This is a genomic window from Paenibacillus sp. 01T431, from assembly GCF_056398625.1.
Genome location: NZ_JBFTPT010000015.1, coordinates 1 through 22,943 on the forward strand (window position 1 = coordinate 1; position 22,943 = coordinate 22,943).

Genomic DNA, 22,943 nt, shown 5'->3' on the forward strand with positions numbered 1-22,943 from the left:
TTGCGTCTTATTTCGWATGCTCAGCTGCTCCATGACCTCTTTCACTGGAACTCCTGTTATTCTCAATTCAATRGCTTTCATTTTTGTTTCCACTGGGTAACTTACTCTTGTTGCCAACGTAAAAACACCTCCAAGGTTGTCTCCATATCTTACGACATGGTTGCATTTTCTTGAAGGTGTTTTAATTTGTCTCACGCTAAGGGGTCAGTCCCGAGCGAGCAGCTGCCCTTGGCATTTTTTTATTTTGATTCGCGTATGATGAGACGAATGTACGTAGGATTTTTTTCGGTATTTTTATATTAAGCATGGGAATCAAAAGAGGATGTCTGATGGGGGATGGGGGGATGAGGAAATAACCACACAATTAAATAAATAAAAGTTTAGCGAAAATACTAATTGAAAATGATTTTCATTCGCTGTATAATGAGAAACGGTATCAATATAATGATACTAATTATCATTATCATACAGGAGGAAATAAAGTGAAACGAGCAGGATTGAAGATTGGTATTATGACTTTATTATTAGCGACTACGGTAGCATGTGGAAACAATGTAAATAAGCCAGAACAGGTGACTGGAAACACAGCAACAGAGCAGCCAAGCCCGGCTGCAACGGAAGCTCCTGTGTCTGATTCTAAAATAGAAGTAGATGAAACAAAAGCAGTGGAACTGATTGCACAGTTCAATAACCAAGTTCCATCATCAACGGTAACCATATCAGTAGCTATTGCTGAGCTTCTAAATGAGCTTGGAATTGAGACAGCCGGTGTTCCAACGACGAAGAACAAATTGCCAGAAGCTTTCGTTAACCTGCCTCGCATCGGCTCATCTCATCAGCCGGATCTAGAGCAAATTGCGAAGCTGCAGCCTGGTGTCATTCTTGGACCAAGCTCCATTAAGGATAGTTTGGATAAGTCCTTTAAACCAGCGAATTTACCTACAGCTTATTTGCCTGCGGACTCCTTAGACGAGTTGAAACTCAGCACGGTAGTTCTAGGTCGAGTGTACGGGAAAGAAGATAAAGCGAATGAAGTATTGCAGAAGCTGAGCGAACAAGAAGCGGAAGCTGTTAAGCTTTCCGAAGGCAAAGATGCTCCAAGCGTAATGGTTCTATTCGGTTCTGCTGAATCATTAATGTTCATGAACGATAGTACTTTTGTAGGCAGCTTGGCGAAGAAGCTAGGAGCAAAAAACGTATTATCAGAAGTATTGAAAAAAGAAGATGCTTATGTACCACTTGATATGGAAAGCATCGTAACGGCTAATCCAGATATTATTTTGCTAGTTGCTCATGGTGATCCTTCTGCTGTTACGAAGCAGCTTGAAGATGATGTGAAGAAGAACGGAGCTTGGGAGAAGCTGAATGCATTCAAAAACGGCAAGCTGATTGCACTTGATTATAGCTTGTATGGAGTAGCTTCGTTAGTAAATGCACCCAATGCATACCAAGATATGGCGAAAATTTTGTATAACTAATGAAAGGGAGCTTAGAGGTGACGGATAATAAAAAAATGAGAACGACCACGCTTCTAGCTCTCTCATTTTTGTTGCTGATTGTGGCTATTTTGTTCTCAGTTGCGCTTGGTAGTGCAAGATTTGATCTAGCTTCTACTTTTCAAGCGATACTAGGCAATGGGAATGAAGCGGCAAATTCTGTGCTTTGGGATATTCGAATCCCTAGAGTATTTCTTGCTTTGATAATCGGCGCGAACCTTGCTGCATCGGGAGCTTTGCTGCAAGCAGTTATGTTAAATCCACTGGCAGACCCGGGGCTAACTGGTGTTTCGTCCGGGGCAGCGGTTACCGTATTATTTATTATGCTAATCATGCCTAGCTATTCATCGTTTATTCCGTTAGCTGCAATAATTGGCGGCGGTATTGCTGCCGGAATGGTTTATACTTGGGCATGGAACAAGCAAACAGGTTTTACACCTGTTCGCATCATTCTTTCGGGTGTCGCCGTAAATGCGGTATTTGGAGGAATGATCGGCCTGCTCTCTATCAAATACAGCGATAAGCTGCCTGGTGCACTTGCATGGATGAACGGAAGTTTGGCAGGCAAAGGAATGGGCGATGTGCTCATGATATTGCCCTATTCGATTATTGGATGGATTGCCGCGATTCTATGTATTCGGCAAGCGAATATATTACGTTTAGGCGAGCAAGTAGCACATAACTTGGGGCAAAACCTTAATCGAAGCCGCTTGATTTTGTCTTTTGTGGCGGTGTACTTAGCCGCTGTTTCAGTGTCGACAGTAGGTCTTGTTGGGTTTATTGGCTTAATTGTGCCACATATGGCTCGTTTATTAATTGGCACAAATTATCGCCACACGTTGCCGCTTAGCTTAATACTTGGGGCACTGCTTCTCTTAGTGGCAGATACAATTGGGCGGACTGCCTTCGGCTCTGTAGGAGTGCCTGCAGGTATCGTCATGGCATTGGCAGGAGGTCCGTACTTCCTCTATTTGATGCGAAAAGGAGGGGTCTAAGTTGTTAAAGGTCCAATCGTTGAATATTCGTTACGCGGATCGTACAATAGTGAGCGACTTTTCTCTCGATGTGAATGAGGGAGAAGTGGTATCCATTATTGGACCAAACGGCTCGGGAAAGTCGACTATTTTGAAGGCTGTATCTCGAATGATTCCATGCGTTAGCGGACGCGTCTGTATTGCCGATCAAGAGATTCGCTCGCTTAGTACGAAGCAAGTATCGCAAATGCTGTGCATGCTTTGTCAGAAGAACGTCAGTCCGTCTGACATGACAGTAGAGGAATTGGTTGGTTATGGGCGAATTCCTCATAAGAAATGGTATGAGCGTCTGGATGCCGAAGATTATAAGGTCGTACATTGGGCGCTTGAACAGACGGGCATGCTGGAGTTTAAAGACAGACTCATCGTATCCCTCTCTGGTGGAGAAGCACAGAAGGCATGGCTTGCTATGGCGCTCGCTCAAAGACCTAAGGTGCTTCTACTCGATGAGCCCACTACTTATTTGGACATCGCACATCAACTGGAAGTGCTCGAACTTGTGCGAAGACTAAATCGTGAATTGAAGCTGACGGTTATAATGGTGCTGCATGATTTGAACCATGCATCCGCTTATAGCGATAGGGTTTGTGTGATTAAGAATGGGGATAAACATGTATTTGGCAAGCCGAAGGATGTTTTTACGATGGAGCTGATTCGCAGTGTCTACGGTGTGGAAACAGAAATTCAGCAAATGCCGGAAAGCGCTAGTCCACGAATTCACGTATTAAAAAAAGTTTTATAAAAAAAGCGAGGGATGACGAATGAAGGCGATGGATATTGAAATGATTAAGGTGAATTATTTGAATTTTACGGAAAGCTTGAAATCTGTCGTGCTCGGTACAATCGACGATGAGGGAAAACCTTTTGTTTCCTATGCTCCCTTTGTGAAGTTCAACGGAAAGCTCTACATTTATATTAGCAGAATCGCTCATCATTTCCGGTACATGGAAGCCAATCCATCAGTGGACGTTATGCTGCTGGAGGATGAGTCGCAGACTACAAATTTATTTGCTAGGCAGCGTGCTCGCTTCGTTTGTAATGCGGTTAATATCGGCAATGAAGGGCATATTGAGATATTTGAACGGTTTGAGCAAACCTTCGGCAAAAACATGATAGGCATGCTTCGCGGCCTCGATTTCTCTTTGTTTGAGCTGACGGCTTCGGAAGGCCGTTATGTAGCAGGCTTCGGTCAGGCTTACGATATCGACTTGTCAGGCGAGAAATTTGAGCATGTTGCAAGAGATGGGCATGCACAAGCGAAGAAAGCTTAATAAGAGCAGAGGAGCGGACGCTATTATGACGATCACAACAGTACTGCCTATTTGGCGTGCTATTCAAGAAAGATTCCACAAAACGGTCAAAGCATTGCCGGAGCAGGATTTGTCTTTACAGCTTGGAGCATCCTCCATTGGCTATATGCTTCGACATAACGCTGAGGTTGAATATATGTTCGCAGACTGGTTCTTCGGGAAAGGCATGCCGGAGGGATTGCAGATCTCTACAAGCAGAGGTGCTGCTGGGAGCAAAGCAACCTACGATAATTTACAGGAGCTTATTGCGCTGCTTGAATCCTCCAACAATCATCTTATGGATGCAATGAAAGAGCTTCCAGAGGAGAAATGGCATCAAATCGTGGACTGTCCGATCGGCCCCTCAACGCCGCTTGAGGCTGTTGGCCGTTTAATGTACCATACCGGCATCCATGCAGGCCAAATCTCGCTTATTCAAAAATGCGCTCCTAAAGAGGAGCCAGCTACTTAGGGATACGATTGAAGTCTCAGAGACCACTCTCTGGGGCTTTTTTTTATGAAATAATAGTCAAATACAAATGTCGGATCATGACGGAAAATACGGATTAAGAGTAAAGGTCGCAGGTGATTTCGGTAAATGATGCCGCAATTTGAAGGGAAAGAATCGATTAAATTGAACTCGCTCTGAAAATTATGGACACATGGAGCGATTAGACAGTTTGGAAAACAAGATATTCTATCATTTGATTTACTCTTTGCCTTATTTGCAGTACCACTTATAATATATACATAACATCATAATTAGGATTGCAAGGCTATTGCTAAAACTAGATATAAAACAAGGAGTTGCTGTCATGATATTAGAGGTTGCTTCATTGCAGGTTAAGGCAGGGCTGTCCGAACAATTTGAAAGCAATTTCAAAGCCGCATCAAAAATTATCTCTAGCATGAGCGGTTATGTCAGTCATGAACTTCAGAAATGCTTAGAAGAGAATAATAAATATATATTGCTTGTAAGATGGGAAACGCTGGAGGATCATACCGTTGGCTTTCGCGGATCGGCGGAATATTTGGAGTGGAAAAGTCTGCTGCATCATTTCTATGATCCATTTCCATCGGTGGAGCATTATACGAATGTGGATATTAGCTAGAGTGAATGGTAAGAGCCATCACTGAAAATAAATATAGAGGTGAGAAGCATTCAAGATTTTATTCCGTTACATCTTTGCTTCGATGGTGTAGGTCAAGAGGTCGAGATACTGGACGTTGTACAACTGGGTGATGATCTGTATCGCATTGAGGAGAATCCTGTATTTACTGAAAATGTTGCTTTTGGAGACGTTATTCGCGTAAGAGCATTCAAGGATGTATCCATGTACATAGAAACGATAGAGAAATCAACGTTCACCAGGCATAATTGGCTGCTAAGCAAAGAAGTTATCTATTCATTAGAGCTTAAACTATTAAAAAATAAAATTCGAGAGTGCCAAGGCAAGTCGCAGCAAGTGTTTGGCGGTATTTTTATTGTAAATTTACCTGCTCATTCAGAAATTGATATAAACCATGAGGTACAAAAGGTAATCAAAGCAGTTGGGAAGTAAAGTTTAAACGATCAAGCAGCAGAGAAGGAGGAGTTATAGATGGAGCTTGGGCTAAAAGGAAAAATCGCACTCATTACAGGCGGGAGCAAAGGAATTGGACTAGCAACAGCATTGCTGCTGGCAGAGGAAGGTGCTGAGGTAGCCATTGTTGCACGGGAGGAGGAGTCTCTGCGCAGCGCGGCAGCACTTATAAAGGAACGAACAGGCAAAGAAACGTTGGCAATCAGCGCGGATGTAAGTCGGCCGGAAGATGCCGCAAGAGCGGTTGAGCAAACGGCAGCACACTTTGGCGGTGTCAACATTCTTGTGAATAACGCAGGAGTTTCTGCGGCGCAGCCTTTTGAGAAGGTGGAGACTGATGCATGGACAGCGGACCTCGATTTGAAGCTGCTCGGAGCAGTTCATTTTGCCCGTGCGGTACTTCCATATATGCGTAAAGCAGGTGGAGGAGCTATCGTAAACGTGACAGCTATAGGCGGGAAAACGCCGGGTGCTTCCTCTCTCCCAACCTCCGTTAGCCGCGCCGCAGGCCTTGCACTGACCAAAGCGATGAGCAAGGATCTGGCTGTGGATCAAATTCGTGTAAATGCAGTTTGCATCGGGCTGATTCGCAGCGCACAAATCGAGCGGATGTGGCAAGCTGCGAGCCCTGAGCTTAGCTGGGATGAATTCTCAGCGGACAAGCGCCATGGGATACCTTTGGGTCGAATTGGCAGGGCGTCGGAAGCAGCAAATGTTATCGGTTTTCTCGTTTCGGAAGCCGCATCTTTCGTAACGGGTACGTCTGTTAATATTGATGGCGGCATTTCTGCGGTGCTGTAGTCTGTCTGCTGTAATAAGAAACGAAAGAAGCTCCTTACGAATTGCCGCATTGAACGGTTCTGTTTGGAGCTATTATTATTACTTGCTTTTTATTTCTTTTGTTGGAATCGTTGGTTGAAGCGGTCAACTCGTCCGCCTTTATCGGTATTGCGTTGTTTGCCTGTATAAAAAGGATGCGAAGCGGAGCTTGTATCTACGCGAATGACTGGGTAGCTATTCCCGTCTTCCCATTCCATTTTTTCATTGGACGATTTGGTTGAGCCCGTCAAAAATTTGTAGCCGCTGCTCACATCAAAAAACAATACTTGATGGTAAACGGGATGTATGCCACTTTTCATTTTGTTCTCTCCTTTTATTTGTAATTGTTACGAATAACTATTTTTTTATCATACTCGAAATACGATTTTTGTGTCAAGGAGTACGGTTAAACACTTATTAATATATGGTATTTGCTAATTTCGCAAAAGTATACTACCATTAAATTATAATCATTCTAAAAGTAAGCCTTTACATAAAGTGGAATGCATTCATGTACTGGCTTTTCAATAAAAGGAGGTAGCTTTGCATGTTAAACATCACAGCAGAAACGGATCGAATAAATCGACATTTGATGGCGAACGGATATAAACTGACAACTCAGCGTGAGATTATATTGCGAGTGCTGCTTGAGAACGAAATGGATCACTTGAGTGCAGAAGGTGTCTTCATGCTCGTAAAGCAGAAAAACTCTGATATCGGTCTAGCGACTGTATATCGGACACTCGAACTGCTCGCTGAGCTTCATGTTGTTGAGAAAATGAATTTCGGGGATGGTGTAGCCCGCTATGACCTTCGCGGTGAGGATCATGAGCATATGCACCATCATCTAATATGCGATGAATGCGGCTCGCTGACAGAAATTAAAGAAGATTGGCTGCTCGAGCTTGAGCAGCGAATTGAACGGGAGTATGGCTTTAAAGTGACGGATCATCGGCTTGATTTTACAGGCAACTATAAGTCATGCAGCAAGGGCCAATGCAAACGGAGAAATAAAGCTGTATCTTAACTTCATAAAGGTTATAAGAAGGGCTTCTCCACTATGTGGGAGAGGCTCTTTTTTGTTTAGTTATGCGGTCGTTGCTTGTCTAGCCGTCATCGAAATTTTCAAAAATGTTTCAAAACATTATTGTATAATATAAGAATGCTCTCGCAGATAAACATCTTACATAGAATAGAGGGGATTTAATGGAGCATGTTCATGGAACCTATGATAGTTTATTAGTTATTTTCTCTTATATTATAGCAGTCATGGCTTCATATACAGCACTGGATCTTGCAGGAAGAGTGAGCACCTCCAAAGGAAGCACAAAGCTAAGCTGGCTGATGTTTGGAGCGGCTTCTATGGGGATGGGAATCTGGTCGATGCATTTTGTCGGCATGCTCGCGTTAAAGCTTCCTTTCCCTATAAAATATGATTTGGTTATCGTGCTTATTTCGGTAATTGCAGCGATTGGAGCGGCTTTTACTGCGCTGTATGTTGTCGGCCGTAGTGAACTTTCGAGATCGCAATTGCTAGCTGGCGGATTGTTGCTTGCCACAGGCATTACGATCATGCACTATGTTGGCATGTCTGCAATGCTTATACATATAACCTATAATCCGATTATCGTTATGCTCTCTATTTTTATTGCGTTTGTCGCATCCATTACAGCTCTTTGGCTATCGTTTTATTTCCGTAAGGATAGACAGAAAGGACAATGGTGGAAAAAGCTTGGAAGCGGCGCTATTATGGGGGCTGCGATAGTTGGCATGCATTATACGGGAATGATCGCAGCTAATTTTCATACCAGCAATAAGACTGCTTTGTTTCTTGGCGTTATTTTGGACCAAACGTGGCTGGCCTACATTATTGCGTTAGGTATATTTTTTACACTTGGATTATCTTTGTTTGGGATCTATATATCGAAGCGATTTGCCCATAAGGACTCAGAAATTGAACAAAATGAAAAATGGTACAAGTCCTTATACGAAAATAGCCAGGATGGCATCGTGTCTGTTGATTTGCAGTACCGTGTGACTAGCCATAATACGAATGCTTTGAAGATAACAGGTTTCAGCAGCAAGCAGGTTATGCATCAATCGATATCCTCGTTAAGCGGGATTATTGTGCATGAAGATCAAGAACGTGTGAAACAGATGTTTCAAAGATCCTTTAAGGGGGAGACTTTGAATCACGAAACCGCCATCATCCGTGCTGACGGTATGAGAATTGAGCTCAACGTAGCTAATGTACCGGTTGTTGTGGATGGTGAAGTCGTAGGCAGCTATATTATTTTTAAAGATATAACCGCTGAGAAACGGGCGCAGCTGAAAGTCAATCATTTAGCCTTTCATGACGAATTGACAGGTTTGCCGAATCGTCGCAAATTTAATCAAGCGATTGCTGAGACCATTGAACAGAGCAGTACAAGCGATTCGCATTTTGCTGTAATGGTGCTCGATATCGACCGTTTTAAAATTATAAATGATTCACTCGGGCATATGGTCGGCGATCAGTTTTTGCAGGAAGTTAGCGGACGCATTCAACAAGCTATTACAGGGCAAGATGTTATGCTTGCTCGCATAGGTGGAGATGAGTTTACGCTGCTATGCCGCAATTATGAAACGCAAGACACGATTAAGCGTTTAGCGGAAAAGATCATTAGCTGCATCCAAGCGCCGTATCGATTAAAGGACAGTGATTTTTATGTGTCTGCGAGTATCGGAATTGCACTGTTCCCTAGCCATGGACAGGATGCTGTACAGCTGCTCAAAAATGCCGATACAGCGATGTATGAGGTCAAGAAAAAAGGTAAAAACGATTATCAATTTTTCACTGGCGAGCTCGACCGAGTGCTGCAAGAAAAAATCGAATTAGAGGGCGATCTTCGAAAAGCGATTGAACGAGGGGAACTGCTGCTCCATTACCAGCCGCAAATCCGAACAGAGGATCGTGCGATGATTGGGATGGAGGCGCTTGTACGCTGGCAGCATCCAACTAGGGGGCTTTTAAGTCCAGGCGTCTTTATACCGCTTGCGGAGGAGACCGGTCTCATTTATGAAATGGGAACATGGGTACTGCGCGAAGCCTGCAAACAAATGCGGATGTGGCATGTACAGGGAGGGCCGCTTATCCCTATATCCGTCAACTTATCTTCGCAACAATTCCATCAGCCTAAACTTGCGGATTATATTATGGCTATACTGCAGGAAACGGGATTGGAGCCGAAATATTTAGAGCTGGAAATAACAGAGAGCATGATGATGGACGCTGCATTGTCCAGCAGCATTTTGAATCAGTTGAATGAATATGGTATTCGCATTAGCTTAGATGATTTTGGGACAGGCTACAGCTCGCTCAGTTATTTGAAAATGTTCCCGATTCAAAAAGTTAAAATAGATCGCTCCTTCATCCGTGATATTACAAATAACAGCGATGATAGAGCCATCGTTTCAACGATCATTGCGATGGCTATGCATTTGAATATGGAAGTTATTGCGGAAGGAATTGAAACGAAGGATCAGCTGGATATTTTAACGGACAATTCGTGCAGAAAGATTCAGGGCTATTATTTTAGCAAGCCGTTGTCTGCAAGTGCTGTGGAAGAACGTTTTTTTGTGCCAGCGCGATAAGCAAGCTTTAAAAAAAGAAGCTGTTTCTAAAAGGTGATTACCTTCCAGAGACAGCTTCTTAATTTTGTTCTTCCGCTGCTTTGCTTAAGCAATTTCGGCAGATGCAGGCTTTGTTTTTGAGCTCTTCAGGAACGGCCTCTAAAAGCGTGCTGGGAAATGATTTCTGGAAGCACCAGCAATCTTTCGCTGCATTGTTTTCTTCCATAGCACAATCGTTTGGCCCATTGCAAAGGGGACAATTCATGAATGCAGTCGCCTCCTTGCTTGTTATTCAGTGACGTTAAGCACAAATTTCTCAATAACGTGGCGAACGCCTTCCTCGTTATTCGACAACGTTACATAGTCTGCAATGTCCTTCAGAGATTGAATGGCGTTGCCCATTGCTACACCAAGTCCGGCAGCGATAATCATTTCATTATCATTCCATGCATCGCCAAGGGCGATTGTTTGGTCCATTGTACAGCCAAGATGCTCGGCCATAAATTTCAGTGCATGTCCTTTAGTGCCTTCCTTATGCATGAACTCTAAATAGTGCGCTTTGGATTTAGTAATATGCACGCGATCACCGATTAGAGGCTTAAGCTGCTCAGCGATTTCATCGAGGCGAGCCGGATCATCGATAATAAGCATTTTGTTCATCGGAAAGTCGAGCAATTTGTTGAAGTCAGGCTCTATTTTGTAAGGGATATTGGCAAGCTTAGAATAAGCTTTGATTTTGTCATTGTCATGAGTGCTGTAAAGCTCATCGTCAACGTAAAGCTGCAGGTGCAAGCCGTTCTCTTCAGCGAAAGCGTGAAGCTCTTTAGCTGCATCAATCGGTACGTTTCTTTCATACAGGACTTGTCCATCAAGCAGTGTTTTGACGAGTGCCCCTTGATAGGTAATAATAGGAACATTGAGTTCAATTTGCTTAGCAATTTTTTGAGCGGAAGCAAACATGCGGCCTGTTGCCAGTGTAACCGTTACACCTTGGGCAATAGCAGCTTCCATGGCACGCTTCGTGCCTTCCGTTACGGTTAGGTCATCCGTTAATAACGTGTCGTCAACATCAATCGCGATAAGTTTATACATACTAGCGGTGAAGCTCCTCTCCAGCTCTCTATATTTAAAATATAAGAAGTTATAAGTTCCACATGTATAACTAAGCTTATATTTCGCAGCGAAACGATTGCAGACGCCGCCAAAGACGGCGTTAGCCGTTTGCGCTTTGATTAGGTTGATTGTAGCTAAAATGATCCAGACATTCAAGACTAGGCTTATGCTTACGAAGTAAGTTTTACTTCGTAAAACTAGGCTTATGCTTACGAAGTAAGTTTTACTTCGTAAAACTTTTGAGGAGATGAACAGATGAACTATTTTACATCAGCGGCAGCAAAACAAAGATTTCTGACTCTCTGCGTCATGGGAGCTGTATTATTTACTGCTCTTGGCTTTGCAATAGGGTTTTTCTGGATGGGGAATCAGTATCCGATGATCAAGGAGCCGACCTTTAAGCAATTTACGGTTTCATACAACAAAATTATGAATGACTACTTAAACGGTGCTGAGCCGAAGAAGCTGATTAATGGAGCAATTGCAGGCATGGTTGGCTCGCTTGAGGACCCGTATTCCCGGTATTTGGCTGAGGAAAAGGGCAGTGCCTATACCCAGTCCTATGAGGGAGAAATATATGGAATTGGTGCTGAATTGCGCGAAGAGGAAGGCATGTTCATCATTACCGGGCTCACGAAGGGAGCTCCAGCCGAGCGAGGCGGCTTACTGACGGGCGATATCATTCTCTCGGTAGATAATCAGAAGCTGGCTGGAAAGACGTTTGAGGAGCTGCTTGGCCTTGTTAGAGGCAAGGAAGGAACATCAGTCTCGCTGCAGATTCAGCGCCCGAATCAAGTTGAGCCGATAACATTAAAGCTGAAGCGGGAAGCTATTCCAGTACATACGGTAACGTCTGAGCTTCTTGATGCCGGTATCGGGCATGTTACGATTAGCCGTTTCGCTGAGAAAACTGCGGATGAATTTGAAGCTGCAATTACGGAGCTGCAGGCGAAGCAGCCTCTTAAGGGATTGTTGCTGGATATGCGATCCAATCCCGGGGGATTGCTGCAGCCAACCATTAAGATTGCGAGCAAGCTTATACCGAAAAACAAGGTTATTTTGAATGTCGTGTACAAAAATGAGCGGCAAACGATTTCGTATAAGTCTGATCAGAAGAAGGAATGGAAAGTGCCGATTGTAGTACTCGTGAATGGACAATCTGCAAGCGCGAGCGAGGTGCTGACGGCTGCGTTAAAGGAATCGGCGGGAGCAACAGTTGTCGGTGAAAAAACGTATGGCAAAGGTGTTGTACAAGCTTTTAATCAGTTTAAGGACGGTTCTGTCTTAAGCTTAACGGAAGCGCAGTGGAAGACGCCGGGCGGCACTTGGATTAACAAAACAGGCGTTTCACCGGATTTTGCAGTAGCCCTTCCCGAATATACGAAACTAAGACCGCTTGCGATTGGTACACATATGAAGATAGGCAGCTATGGCGAGGATGTAAAGACGCTGCAGATGATGCTGAAGGAGCTCGGTTATTCTCCTACAGGACAAGAAGGCATGTTCGATAAACAAAAAGCAGCAGCATTAACTAAGTTCCAAAAAGCTGAGAAGCTGGAGGCTACGGGCAGTTTCAATGACAAAACGGGGTATAAGCTGCTGGAGCGTCTACGCGAGAAGCTTGGACGCGAGGACAGTCAGCTGATTAAAGGGTTAGAGGTTCTTAAAAACGGCAGTTGACAACGGGGATGATAATCATTATCATCAAATAGGAAGCAAATCCTTCGTTGCGCTGCGGGGTGTATCTTATGAAGAAGATTAAGTATTGCAAACGGAATCTCAAGAACGGTTTGGAGCCGGTTTATAAGGCGATGAAAAATCGATATCCGGATATTAAGCAGAAAAAAAGTGATTGCCTTGGAGATTGCAAAACCTGCAAGCTAGAGTGCTTCGTCGTGGTCAAGTCGAAGACGGTTAGCGCGCCGTCCGCAGAGAAGCTCTATAAGCGATTGAAAAAAATGATCGGGTAGCTTAAATTTCAATAAATTAACAAGAACGGCATTTGCCGTTCTTTATTTTTATGTTAGAATAAGTACAATCTAGGAAAGCTGAGGTGCATAAGCATGAATGATGGATTAGCAGAAGCATTAAATGAACAGATGAATTTTGAATTTTATTCAGCGCATGTGTATCTGGCAATGGCGGCTTACTGTTCAGGTGAAAGTCTTGATGGTTTCGCTAACTTCTTCATTGTACAGGCTGAGGAAGAACGGTTTCATGCTATGAAAATATACAAGTTTCTGAATGACCGTGGTCGTCGTGCTACGCTGTCTGCTCTTGGAGAGCCGAATAACGAATACTCTTCCATTTTGGACACTTTCGAGCAAGGCTACGGACATGAGCAGCAAAATACAAAACGTTTCTATAATTTATCTGACCTTGCGATCAACGATCGCGAGCATGCAACGATCAACTTCCTCAAATGGTTTATCGATGAGCAGGTTGAAGAAGAGGCTTTGTTTGATAACATTATCCATAAGCTGAAACGCATCGACAAGGATAGCAATGCATTCTATATGCTTGATGCTGAGTTCGCTGGACGTTCCTTCACTCCTCCAGCAGTTTAAGCTGGACACCGCAATAATGAATAATAAGGGTATGTGCCGGAAGTAGAGAAATCTACTTTCGATACATCCCCTTTTTTCGATTGAGTGGTTATTCAGCCCTTAAGCAATTGCTCCACAATTCGATTGGCTGCTGCTGCGGTTGAAATTCCATGTTCGTCAGCTGCTTGAAATACGTTCATCAGTGTACCATTTATTTTCTCAACCTTATGCTGCGCTGTCGCAGCATCCCCGCCAATAAGCTCAACAGAGGTTACGATGATGCCGCCTGCGTTGATCACATAATCCGGTGCATACAAAATGCCAAGCTCATGTAGCTTCTCGCCATGGCGGATTTCTGCTAATTGATTGTTCGCTGCCCCAGCAACGATGCTGCAGTCTAGCTGGCCTAATGTAAAATCATTTAGGATGCCGCCTAGAGCACAAGGCGAGAAGACATCGCAAGGTATGCGCATAATGACATTTGGCTTGCAAGGCATTGCCCCAAACTCCTCGACAACCTTCTTCACTCGTTTTGAATTAACGTCCGTTACAACGAGCTCTGCGCCCGCATGCTTTAAATAGCGGCATAGCTGATAACCTACTTTGCCTAATCCTTGAACGGCAATGATTTTTTGCTGCATATTTTCGGAACCGTAAACCGTTTTGAGAGAGGCCTGAATGCCAAGGAAAACGCCGTATGCGGTCATTTTAGCTGTAAAATCATTTACTGCTCCGAGCGAACCTGATACATCAGTCACATAGGGTGTCTCGAGGCGAACCCAGTCCATATCCGATACATCTGTACCCAGATCCATACCGGTAATATAGCTTCCTTGCAGGTTTTGAATATGCTGGCCTAGCGCCCGAAACAATATTTCCCGCGAGCTTTGACCGGGTTGGCTTAGAATGACAGCTTTGCCGCCGCCAAATGGCAAACCTGAGATCGCTGATTTATAGGTCATTCCCTGCGCTAGCCGCAGCGCATCGAGGACAGCAGCTTCATCGCTGGCATATTGCCAAAACCGGCAACCGCCGAGGGAAGGACCAAGCTTTGTGCTGTCTATTGCAATAATTGCCTTTAAACCAATAGAACGATCCTGGAGGAAGATGAGCTGCTCATAGCTTTGATTCCATACATCCAAGTGGATGCCTCCTTTGAGGTCTGCCTGTCGCGCTTCTTGTATGTAGTGTATTCATTGCTGCTATTATGAGCTACTTCATGTGTCCCTGCCGCATCAATAAAGCGGGCAAAATTAATCATAGTAATTCTCTACCAGATCGGGCACAAATAATTTGTTATAGTGGAATGGAATAGATTCATCATTTGCAAACAGCTAGGATGAATTCACGATTTAAAATAGATAATGAAAAAGGATGAGGTACCCTTGCATTTATTTCCTGTAGCATACTCGCTATTATCAACCGAAGCGTTATTGTCGCATATTAAAGTCCACTATGGCATTCATGAACCCGCTCGTCTGCACTATTTTCTGAGAGGGATGAACGATACTTATATTTTAGAGACGGAGCAAGGCAAATACATATTTAGAGTGTACCGAGCGGACCGGAGAAACCAATCAGAGATTGCTTTTGAGTTAGATTTATTAAACGATCTTCATGCAAAAGGGATAAGCGTGTCCGTACCGATTGAGAAAAATGACGGCACACTTATTAATGAGTTTTTGGTCCCTGAGGGTGTAAAGTACGGGGTAATGTTTAGTTTTGCTGATGGTCAAGAAAAGCGTATGCAGCATCCAGAAGACAGTCGTCTATTTGGCGCATCCGTTGCTCAAATTCATCAAGCTGCTGACGATTTCACCTCTGAGCACACAAGGGGAGAGCTCGATTTGGAGCATTTGATAGACAATCCGCTTCGCATAATTAAGCAACATATGGAAAATCGGCAAGAAGATTATCAATTTCTATATGAGCTGGTTATGCGCTTAAAAGATCAGCTTAACATTCATCTGGAATCAGGGCTGGATTTTGGAATTTGTCATGGGGATTTGCATGGCAATACGAATGTCGCTTTTACGGAGCATGGGACATTGACGCATTATGATTTTGATATTTGCGGTTATGGCTGGCGAGCTTATGACATTGCAGAATTTAGACTGGCAAGAGAAATTCATAGCAGGCACGATAAAGAAGAGGTTGAACGTCTTTGGGATGCATTTATTTGTGGATACAGAGAAATCAGATCTATAGGCGAAAATGATATTCAAGCGGTTCCGATATTCGTAGCGCTTAGACAGCTTTGGCTCTTTAGCTTATGCTTCAGTGAATCTGAGTTGATCGGAGCAGCTGATTTTGATGACGGATTTATCGACAGCAAGATGGAGTATTTTAGAAATTTAGTGTAGATGTCACAAAAAAACTCATCTTATCGTTATATGTGCAAACATGCACAGGAGCTGATGGAGATGAAAGAGAAAAAGGAAATAACATGTGTCATTATTGGCGGCGGTTATGCAGGCATTAACGCCCTCAAGGCAATACGAAAAACATTGCAGCCGGAATTAGGAGCTGGGAAGCTCCGTGTAATTCTGATTGATAAGCAGCCATACCATCTTCGGAAGGTATTGCTGTTCAAGCCGGCTGTCAATGATGATAATATTGTTGTTCCTTTTGGCAGCATGTTTCCGAATGGCGTGGAATTTATTCAAGGAATGGTAATGACCATAGAAAAAAGGGATAAGCGGTTATTGTATAAAGATGAGAGCGGGCAGGAGCAGCATTTAAAATACGATATTCTCATTTTGGCAGCTGGAAGCGTTATTCGTCAGCCCGATGCCGATCAGGGCGGTATTGCCTTGACTGGACTCGCAAGCGCAGCTCATATTCGAGAGCTTTGGCATGAAAACTTGAGAAAAGCGGTAAAGGAAACAAGCCGTGCTGAGCGTCAAAGATGGATGACTGTTGCCATTGCAGGGGCGGGGATTAGTGGAATCGAATCATCTGCTGAGCTTGTCTATGCTTTGCGTAAGGAAGCAAGTGCACTCGGACTTGATCCGTCAGAGGTGATTCTCTACTTGTTAAATGCGCAGGATAGATTATTTCAGGAGGGGCCGGCAAAGGTTGGCATGAAGCTGGAGCGCTTGCTTAAGGGCAGCGGAGTGACCGTTTTGCATGGACGCAAAGCTATTCGTGAGAGGGAAGGGGAACTTCTCTTATCGGATGGTGAGATTTTAAAGGTCGGCTTATGTATTTGGACGCTTGGATTGCTGCCTAATCCGATGCTCAGAAGCATGGGGCTGCCGCTTACCGCAGATGGTCGAGTCATTGTGGACGCTAATTACCGTGTGAAAGAAGCACCTGGGATATACAGCATTGGCGACTGTGCTCAAATTGTTGACCCTGTGAGCGGGCTAACGGATGGGATGACATGCAAGGAAGCGACTGCACAAGCAGATAGGCTGGGGAAGGTCATAACGGCAGATGTAATGGGTCATTCTGCACCTGTTCACAAGAGCTATATTGATTTTTTCTGTTTTGGTCTCGGGCCGGAGCGGGGAATGGTATGGACAAGACAATGGGGCCTCGACATTGTCATAACGGGGAAGCTTGGATGGAAGGTACGGAAAATGACTTGGGATTATGCGAGTCTCATAAAATGATAAAAGCAGCATTTGTTATGAAACGAGGGATGGTGAAATGAAAGAGCTTTACCTGCAATATAAAGCGCTTTTGTTCAAAATTGCATACCAGCTTACGGGTTCGGCTGCTGACGCTGAAGATATCGTGCAGGATGTTTTCGTAAAGGCATATGATATAGCTCCAGAGAGCATAGCCGAGCCGAAGGCTTATTTGTGCAAAATGGCGACAAACCGCAGCTTGGATTTGCTAAAGTCTGCTCGAAAGCAGAGAGAGCGGTACGTCGGGCCGTGGCTCCCAGAACCCATTATTACAGAAGAGACGGATGCACTGGATGCCGTTATTCACCACGATTTGTTGTCTTATGCAATGCTGGTTTTGCTTGAACGGTTAACTCCCTCGGAGCGTGCCGTATTTGTGCTTCGTGAAGCGCTGGGCTTCGATTATCAGGATATTGCAAAGCTAATAGAAAAAAGCGAAGTCAATTGTCGAAAGCTGCTGAGCCGTGCGCGAGACAAAATGGGGATTTCCGAGGCTGAACCTGTTCATGCGCAGCCTGCGGGTGAAGAATGGGTTCGTCGTTTTGTATTGGAGCTTGCGGAGGGCAATGTGAAGGAGGTCCTTTCTCTGCTTGCAGAGGAGGTTGTTCTCCTTTCAGATGGCGGAGGCAAAGTGTCTGCTGCTATTCATCCTATTAAAACACGCGAAAACGTTTCTCGGTTTCTATTCGGTTTGGTTCAAAAAGGACCACTTGCTGATGGCAGTGTGAAAGCCGAGCTTAGAATTCTGAACGGTCAGACGGGACTTGTTTTACGATCAGATAAAGGAATCGAGGGGGTTACTCTTTTCCATGTGGTGCAGGGGGGCGCACTTCATCTGTACATTGTAAGAAACCCAGATAAGCTGAAACTGTTGGAATTGTATACTGGCGGATCATCATGAGGGAGGTGTCTTCATTTGAAGTTAATTGACGAGACCGTTGTAAAATTAGCAGAAGCCTTTCAACTGCCTGAACGCATATTTAAAATAGATGATTTGCCATGGGTTCCTTTTGATAAAAATCATACCTGTTATTTCAAACCTTTACGCTTTGATCTTAGCACGGGAACCTTTATTTATGAGCCGCCCGGAGATATTCATACGCTCATAACGGAAGACGAGGAAGTGCTGACGCTCTTTATATTAGGGGGAGCGCTGCAATACTTCAATGACAACGATGAGATTACCGGACAAGATGATATTTTCACTCTACTTCAGAAGTATAAGGATTTTTGCGCACAAAATAATATACATGAAAATCATGAGTTGATTTATTAATGCTGAGAGTAAAAATAGGAGAGATTATTGTGATGACACAACTTGCAAAACACATCATTGAGGGAAATTCGGTATTATTGCGTCCAGCAAAGGAGTCCGATATAGAGGCTTATTTAGCTTTTTTACAAGATTCGGAGATGAACCTGCTGACAGGGTCACAAAAAGCTTTTACACGTGAGGAAATCGAAGCTTGGATTCGCAAAATTAGCGTCATAAACGAAGACCGATTTGATTCCATGATTATATTGAAGGAAACAGGAGAGCTGCTCGGCGAGGTTGTACTAAATGATATGGATACGATCAATCGCAGCGCGAATATACGTATCGGTATTCAAGGGACGCAGCATCGCGGCAAAGGATATGGTACAGAAGCGCTGCTTCTCATGCTTAGATACGGCTTTCAAAAGTTGAATTTGCACCGCATCCATCTCGGCGTTTACGCTTTTAATCCGCGCGCCATCCATGTGTATGAGAAGATCGGATTTCATCGCGAGGGAGTAGAGAGGGACGCTTTGTTTATGGATGGGAAGTTTCATGATCTCATTACGATGTCTATATTAGAGGATGAGTTCGACGCGCTATATGGAGCATAAAAATAAACAAATAAAGCGCCAATCGAGGACACGGTTCATTCCATGTTCGGGATTGGCGCTTTTTTTTGTAGCTACATCTCGTTAGAATGGAGCGCAAGGAAGGAGTCAACCAGCTCAGGGTCAAAATGCAGCCCGCGCTGTTCACTAATATATTCCAGCGCACGTTCTTCGGACCATTTTTCTTTGTAGGGACGGGTGCTGGTCAATGCATCATAAACATCAACGACGCTGACGATACGTGCTTCAATTGGAATGTTTTCTCCGGCAAGCTGATGCGGGTAGCCGGTACCGTCCCATTTTTCATGATGGTATAAAATAATATTTTTACCCATTTCGAGCTCAAGCTTAAATAAATCATCTGTAAGCTCAGCATAAATTTTATCAATGATATCAACGCCGATTTGGGTGTGCATCTCAACAATATTTCGTTCGTAATAAGCGAGAGGACCCGGTTTATATAGAATGCCTTCAGGAATTCCTGATTTGCCGATATCGTGCAAAATGCTCGCATGCGAAATGCGGTTCACGGCTTCCTCCGTCCAGCATAATTGCATGCGTTCATTATGGAAGTGAGTGAGCCGTTCCGTTAAATCCCGCACACGGACGAGATGCTGCTCGATGCCCGGATCACGAATTTCGCAAGAAATGGCGAGCACCTTAAGCATCGAGCTTTGAATGGAGCCGATGCGCTCCTCTGGTAAATAGAAGCCGCTCTTTAACTTCTCCAGCTCACGAAAAATACCGATATAATAGGTTACCCCTTCGATTTGCAGAGGTGTTATGGTAATGGAGGAATGCCAAATGCTGCTGTCTCTTCGCCGATTTGTTAGTACGCCTGACCATGGCAAGCCTTGTTTAAGAGCTTGCTTCATCTGATCATGCGTTTCCTTTGGCGTATAGGATGTTCGCAGGATGCCAGCCTTTTTCCCTGCTATTTCTTGTGATGAGTAGCCCGTAACCTTCTCGTAGGACGGATTGACTGCAAGAATATGATGTTCTATATCTGTGATGATCACAGCATCAGCTAGTTTAAGGTAATGGACTAGGTGTTCATTCATGTTGCAAATCGTTTCTCCTCACTTCTTTTTCTTCGGCAATATCTTTGTGCCTTGCTCCATTGGAGACTGGCATAATGGGCAAGCACGAGTCTCTGATTGTGAATCCTCGTAAGTAATAATACGCTGCCATACCTCGCAGGAATTGCTAGTACATAACCATGCAAGAGCAGATTCTGTATCACCGTCCTCTTCTTCACCAGACATAAAGGCAGAGCGGATGAACCTTGATAGTTCAGCCGGTTTTCCCCGGTACAGAGCAGGGGAGCTGATATACAACTCCTCTTGGGCTCTAGTGACAGCAACATAGGCGAGTCTACGTTCTTCCTCCAGCGCTTCTGCCAGTGCGTTGTCTCCGGTTTGAATAGAGCTCCGGTCACTATGCTTATCCGCAGCTAATGCAGAGCTATGAGGTAAAATGCCTTCTGAGGCACCGATGACGAATACAACAGGAAATTCAAGTCCTTTGGATCGATGAATGGACATCAAAGATATCGCACTGCGGTTATGATTATGTTTCTGAAGCTGCTGCACGGCAGCATGCTTGTCTGTAATATCATCAATATAGGCCAGAAAAGCTTCGATGGTATCATAGGTGCTCGCCGCAGACTCGAACTCATCAAGCACTTCCTTTAGACCTTCCTTATGCTCCGTCATTTCATGACGCTTGCTCGTTTCAAGAAATTGATCATAAAAGGATTGGCGAAGCTGCATAATAGCTTCAGCAGGCTTTAATTCGGCCAGCGCTTTAATAAGCTTGATGCGTTCTTTGATTTTGTCTTTCTGAAATTCTTTGATCTGCGGAAATTCAAGCAGATGTATGAGCGGCCATTTCTTAGCACGCTGCTTGTCTTGGTTCCATATGAAAGCCATAGCCTGTTCCCGATTGACATAAAGCGAGGGCAGCAAAATTTCCATCGCATCGAAATTGCGGCGATCCATTGCAAGCCTCAGATGGGCAACTAGCGGCTTTATCGCCCACTGGTCATAAAAGAGCTGGCCGTCGCCKAAGTCGATAAATGGAAGCTCCTTTGTAAGAAGCAGCTCGACGAGCGCCCTGCTGCTGCTCGCAGTACGGAATAAAACAGCAAAATCGCCAAAGGAGCGATTGCCTTGAGCAATTAGCATGCTAATTGTGTCCGTAATGAGCTTTGCCTCGTCTTGCGTCGTCTTGAGCCGTGCATAGGAGGGGCTAACTCCTTTGGGCTTGACAGCAAAGAGCGATTTCTCTTTGCGGAGCTTATTATATTGAATGATAGCATTGCCAAGTCCGACGATTGTGCTCGTTGAGCGGTAGTTAATATCCAGTACATAAGTTGCTGCACCTGGATATTGATGCTCGAAGTTCAATATATAATCGTTTTTTGCACCGTTGAAGGAATAGATAGTCTGATCGTCATCGCCGACGACCATAAGATTGCGATGCTTGTCGGCAAGCATTTGGACGAGCACGTATTGCACCTGATTTGTATCTTGGAATTCATCGATCATGATGTACTGAAAGCGCTGCTGAAGGGTAGCAAGCAGCGCCTTGTCGTCCCTCAGAAGCTTGTACGCTTCAAGCAGCAGATCATCGTAGTCGAATTTATCCATCTCTTTCTTCCACTGCTCATAACGGGTGAAAAGCAGCTTTAGCTCTCTTTCCTCCGTTGTAGAAGCGGGAAGGTCTTCGATGTTGATCATCAGCAGCTTAATGGCGGAGAGCTGTGCAAGAATGGTTTCGGGCTCATATTCGTTTTGCAGCAAAAGCTCCCGCATCAGACGTTTGAAAAAAATATGCTTTTGTCCGGTTTCACCCAAAATGCCTTGGCGATAGCCGCGCCCTCGCAGCAGTTGGAGGCAGAAGGAATGAAAGGTACGAGCCTCTACGCCGCTTGCTGCTTGCGGATTAAGCACAGGAAGAGCGCGAATGCGGCTTCGCATTTCATCGGCTGCTTTTTTGGAAAAAGTCATTAATAAAATATGCTGTGGCAAGGCGCCTTGCACAGCCAGCAGATAAGCAGTTCGGCATACGAGTACAGACGTCTTGCCCGATCCTGCTCCTGCCAGCGTTAGTGCTGCTCCTTTGTTATGGCGAACAGCGGCAATTTGAGGCCTATTGAGTGATATGCCGAATTGCTCTAAAGACCGGAAGAAGCCGGCATCCTTCTGGCTTGCATCAACAAGCTGAAGGCTCGTTTCGGCTTCTGCTTGCTCGGCAAAAGGAACCTGACTGTTCCGAATGCCTATGGGAAATGTATAATAGACATGACTCACTACTTCATCACCTTTAAGAATAATATTCACTTATTATAACAGAACATTAAAAGAATGAGGGATGACATCATGATTGAACAAGCTGTGAAAGAAGACTTAAAAGAAGTAATGCCGCTGCTGCTATCTGCGATCGGCCATATTGCCTACACCTTGGCAGGAACTGAGGATGATTATGAAGTAGAGCGCATCCTTGGCGATTTTTATGTTCGCGAGGACAATCGGATTAGCTATAAGCATGTTCTTGTCGATAGGAGAGAAGATGGCATTGCAGGAATGCTTATTAGCTATTCAGGCGATGGAGCTGCAGAGCTGGATGTGCCATTTGTTACACGTCCTGGGCGAGATAAAGGTGTGCGTGCGGATGAAACGATTGCTGTTGAGGCACAAGAAGGCGACTTTTACTTGGATTCCATCGCAGTCGCCGAACGTTATCAGGGGCAGGGCATAGCTAAGGCGCTAATTAGCGCTTTTGAACAGAAGGGTGAAGAGGCTGGATGCAGCAGGCTGTCGCTGATTGTAGAGCCAGAAAATACGAGGGCTTATGCGATTTACAAAAAGCTTGGTTTTACTGAGGATGGTACGATTTTAGTGAGCGGAAGTCCTTATATCCGAATGGTGAAAATGAAGTAATTGTTC

Annotated in this window: 25 protein-coding genes; 19 read left to right on the plus strand and 6 right to left on the minus strand. The window is 44.4% G+C overall.

Features of this window, described 5'->3' with window-relative positions; translation table 11 throughout:
- Positions 1-482 precede the first annotated feature (482 nt).
- From AC1DM9_RS24985 to AC1DM9_RS25020, 8 genes are all read left to right on the plus strand, one after another.
- Positions 483-1,478: an ABC transporter substrate-binding protein gene (locus tag AC1DM9_RS24985; protein WP_477582787.1), complete on the plus strand. Its 996-nt coding sequence runs from the start codon at positions 483-485 to the stop codon at positions 1,476-1,478.
- 35 nt (positions 1,479-1,513) lie between these two features.
- Positions 1,514-2,491 carry a FecCD family ABC transporter permease gene (locus AC1DM9_RS24990; RefSeq protein WP_477582979.1) on the plus strand — a complete coding sequence of 326 codons (978 nt, stop codon included), beginning with the start codon at positions 1,514-1,516 and terminating at the stop codon, positions 2,489-2,491.
- A gap of 1 nt (position 2,492) precedes the next feature.
- On the plus strand, positions 2,493-3,272 hold the full coding sequence (locus AC1DM9_RS24995; protein WP_477582789.1) for an ABC transporter ATP-binding protein: 780 nt from the start codon (positions 2,493-2,495) through the stop codon (positions 3,270-3,272).
- Between the two features lie 19 nt (positions 3,273-3,291).
- Positions 3,292-3,801: a HugZ family pyridoxamine 5'-phosphate oxidase gene (locus AC1DM9_RS25000; protein WP_430057455.1), complete on the plus strand. Its 510-nt coding sequence runs from the start codon at positions 3,292-3,294 to the stop codon at positions 3,799-3,801.
- Between the two features lie 25 nt (positions 3,802-3,826).
- Positions 3,827-4,291, plus strand: a complete 465-nt coding sequence (locus tag AC1DM9_RS25005; protein ID WP_477582791.1) for a DinB family protein — start codon at positions 3,827-3,829, stop codon at positions 4,289-4,291.
- Between the two features lie 343 nt (positions 4,292-4,634).
- Positions 4,635-4,931 (plus strand): antibiotic biosynthesis monooxygenase family protein, encoded by a 297-nt coding sequence (locus AC1DM9_RS25010; protein WP_477582793.1) that lies wholly within the window; start codon positions 4,635-4,637, stop codon positions 4,929-4,931.
- Between the two features lie 39 nt (positions 4,932-4,970).
- The gene (locus AC1DM9_RS25015; protein ID WP_076268043.1) at positions 4,971-5,381 is read left to right on the plus strand and encodes a DUF4265 domain-containing protein; all 411 of its coding nucleotides are present in this window, start codon (positions 4,971-4,973) and stop codon (positions 5,379-5,381) included.
- Between the two features lie 39 nt (positions 5,382-5,420).
- The gene (locus tag AC1DM9_RS25020; protein WP_477582796.1) at positions 5,421-6,203 is read left to right on the plus strand and encodes an SDR family NAD(P)-dependent oxidoreductase; all 783 of its coding nucleotides are present in this window, start codon (positions 5,421-5,423) and stop codon (positions 6,201-6,203) included.
- Positions 6,204-6,292: 89 nt separating this feature from the next.
- Here AC1DM9_RS25020 and AC1DM9_RS25025 read toward each other — a convergent pair whose 3' ends face one another.
- Positions 6,293-6,541: a type B 50S ribosomal protein L31 gene (locus tag AC1DM9_RS25025; RefSeq protein ID WP_076268041.1), complete on the minus strand. Its 249-nt coding sequence runs from the start codon at positions 6,539-6,541 to the stop codon at positions 6,293-6,295.
- 227 nt (positions 6,542-6,768) lie between these two features.
- On the opposite strand from AC1DM9_RS25025, the gene fur reads away from it, so the two are divergent.
- Both fur and AC1DM9_RS25035 read left to right on the plus strand, forming a co-directional pair.
- Positions 6,769-7,248, plus strand: a complete 480-nt coding sequence (gene fur / locus AC1DM9_RS25030; RefSeq protein ID WP_339207536.1) for a ferric iron uptake transcriptional regulator — start codon at positions 6,769-6,771, stop codon at positions 7,246-7,248.
- Between the two features lie 179 nt (positions 7,249-7,427).
- The gene (locus tag AC1DM9_RS25035; protein WP_477582798.1) at positions 7,428-9,854 is read left to right on the plus strand and encodes a bifunctional diguanylate cyclase/phosphodiesterase; all 2,427 of its coding nucleotides are present in this window, start codon (positions 7,428-7,430) and stop codon (positions 9,852-9,854) included.
- Positions 9,855-9,912: 58 nt separating this feature from the next.
- Here AC1DM9_RS25035 and AC1DM9_RS25040 read toward each other — a convergent pair whose 3' ends face one another.
- Together AC1DM9_RS25040 and AC1DM9_RS25045 are read right to left on the minus strand one after the other, a co-directional pair.
- Complete coding sequence (locus tag AC1DM9_RS25040) at positions 9,913-10,098, minus strand: cysteine-rich CWC family protein (RefSeq protein ID WP_441879250.1); 186 nt, start codon at positions 10,096-10,098, stop codon at positions 9,913-9,915.
- 23 nt (positions 10,099-10,121) lie between these two features.
- A complete protein-coding gene (locus AC1DM9_RS25045) occupies positions 10,122-10,925 on the minus strand; it encodes a Cof-type HAD-IIB family hydrolase (protein ID WP_076268037.1) in 804 nt (267 codons plus the stop codon).
- A gap of 276 nt (positions 10,926-11,201) precedes the next feature.
- Here AC1DM9_RS25045 and AC1DM9_RS25050 point away from each other — a divergent pair, with 276 nt between their 5' ends.
- The 3 genes from AC1DM9_RS25050 to AC1DM9_RS25060 all read left to right on the plus strand — a co-directional run bounded on the left by AC1DM9_RS25050 (position 11,202) and on the right by AC1DM9_RS25060 (position 13,513).
- Positions 11,202-12,626 (plus strand): S41 family peptidase, encoded by a 1,425-nt coding sequence (locus tag AC1DM9_RS25050; RefSeq protein ID WP_477582800.1) that lies wholly within the window; start codon positions 11,202-11,204, stop codon positions 12,624-12,626.
- A 68-nt stretch (positions 12,627-12,694) separates the two neighbouring features.
- Positions 12,695-12,916, plus strand: a complete 222-nt coding sequence (locus AC1DM9_RS25055) for a DUF1450 domain-containing protein (protein WP_076268035.1) — start codon at positions 12,695-12,697, stop codon at positions 12,914-12,916.
- A gap of 93 nt (positions 12,917-13,009) precedes the next feature.
- Complete coding sequence (locus tag AC1DM9_RS25060; RefSeq protein WP_076268034.1) at positions 13,010-13,513, plus strand: ferritin; 504 nt, start codon at positions 13,010-13,012, stop codon at positions 13,511-13,513.
- 92 nt (positions 13,514-13,605) lie between these two features.
- Here the strand turns inward: AC1DM9_RS25060 and AC1DM9_RS25065 are convergent, their stop codons facing one another.
- Entirely contained in the window at positions 13,606-14,634 is a 1,029-nt protein-coding gene (locus AC1DM9_RS25065; protein ID WP_477582802.1) for a Leu/Phe/Val dehydrogenase, read from the minus strand.
- A 243-nt stretch (positions 14,635-14,877) separates the two neighbouring features.
- Between AC1DM9_RS25065 and AC1DM9_RS25070 the strand changes: the two genes are divergently transcribed.
- Genes AC1DM9_RS25070 through AC1DM9_RS25090 form a run of 5 tightly spaced genes read left to right on the plus strand, consistent with a single transcriptional unit; the run spans position 14,878 to position 18,996 of the window.
- Positions 14,878-15,855: a phosphotransferase enzyme family protein gene (locus tag AC1DM9_RS25070; protein ID WP_477582804.1), complete on the plus strand. Its 978-nt coding sequence runs from the start codon at positions 14,878-14,880 to the stop codon at positions 15,853-15,855.
- A gap of 60 nt (positions 15,856-15,915) precedes the next feature.
- The gene (locus AC1DM9_RS25075; RefSeq protein WP_477582806.1) at positions 15,916-17,109 is read left to right on the plus strand and encodes an NAD(P)/FAD-dependent oxidoreductase; all 1,194 of its coding nucleotides are present in this window, start codon (positions 15,916-15,918) and stop codon (positions 17,107-17,109) included.
- 37 nt (positions 17,110-17,146) lie between these two features.
- The gene (gene sigJ, locus AC1DM9_RS25080) at positions 17,147-18,028 is read left to right on the plus strand and encodes an RNA polymerase sigma factor SigJ (protein WP_477582808.1); all 882 of its coding nucleotides are present in this window, start codon (positions 17,147-17,149) and stop codon (positions 18,026-18,028) included.
- Positions 18,029-18,043: 15 nt separating this feature from the next.
- A complete protein-coding gene (locus AC1DM9_RS25085; RefSeq protein WP_477582810.1) occupies positions 18,044-18,403 on the plus strand; it encodes a cupin domain-containing protein in 360 nt (119 codons plus the stop codon).
- Between the two features lie 32 nt (positions 18,404-18,435).
- Positions 18,436-18,996 carry a GNAT family N-acetyltransferase gene (locus tag AC1DM9_RS25090; RefSeq protein WP_477509468.1) on the plus strand — a complete coding sequence of 187 codons (561 nt, stop codon included), beginning with the start codon at positions 18,436-18,438 and terminating at the stop codon, positions 18,994-18,996.
- Between the two features lie 71 nt (positions 18,997-19,067).
- Here the strand turns inward: AC1DM9_RS25090 and AC1DM9_RS25095 are convergent, their stop codons facing one another.
- Together AC1DM9_RS25095 and AC1DM9_RS25100 are read right to left on the minus strand one after the other, a co-directional pair.
- Positions 19,068-20,054 (minus strand): HD-GYP domain-containing protein, encoded by a 987-nt coding sequence (locus AC1DM9_RS25095; RefSeq protein WP_477509448.1) that lies wholly within the window; start codon positions 20,052-20,054, stop codon positions 19,068-19,070.
- An 18-nt stretch (positions 20,055-20,072) separates the two neighbouring features.
- Positions 20,073-22,307: a UvrD-helicase domain-containing protein gene (locus tag AC1DM9_RS25100; RefSeq protein WP_477582812.1), complete on the minus strand. Its 2,235-nt coding sequence runs from the start codon at positions 22,305-22,307 to the stop codon at positions 20,073-20,075.
- Positions 22,308-22,376: 69 nt separating this feature from the next.
- On the opposite strand from AC1DM9_RS25100, the gene AC1DM9_RS25105 reads away from it, so the two are divergent.
- Positions 22,377-22,937, plus strand: a complete 561-nt coding sequence (locus AC1DM9_RS25105) for a GNAT family N-acetyltransferase (protein ID WP_477509446.1) — start codon at positions 22,377-22,379, stop codon at positions 22,935-22,937.
- The last annotated feature ends 6 nt before the right edge of the window (positions 22,938-22,943 follow it).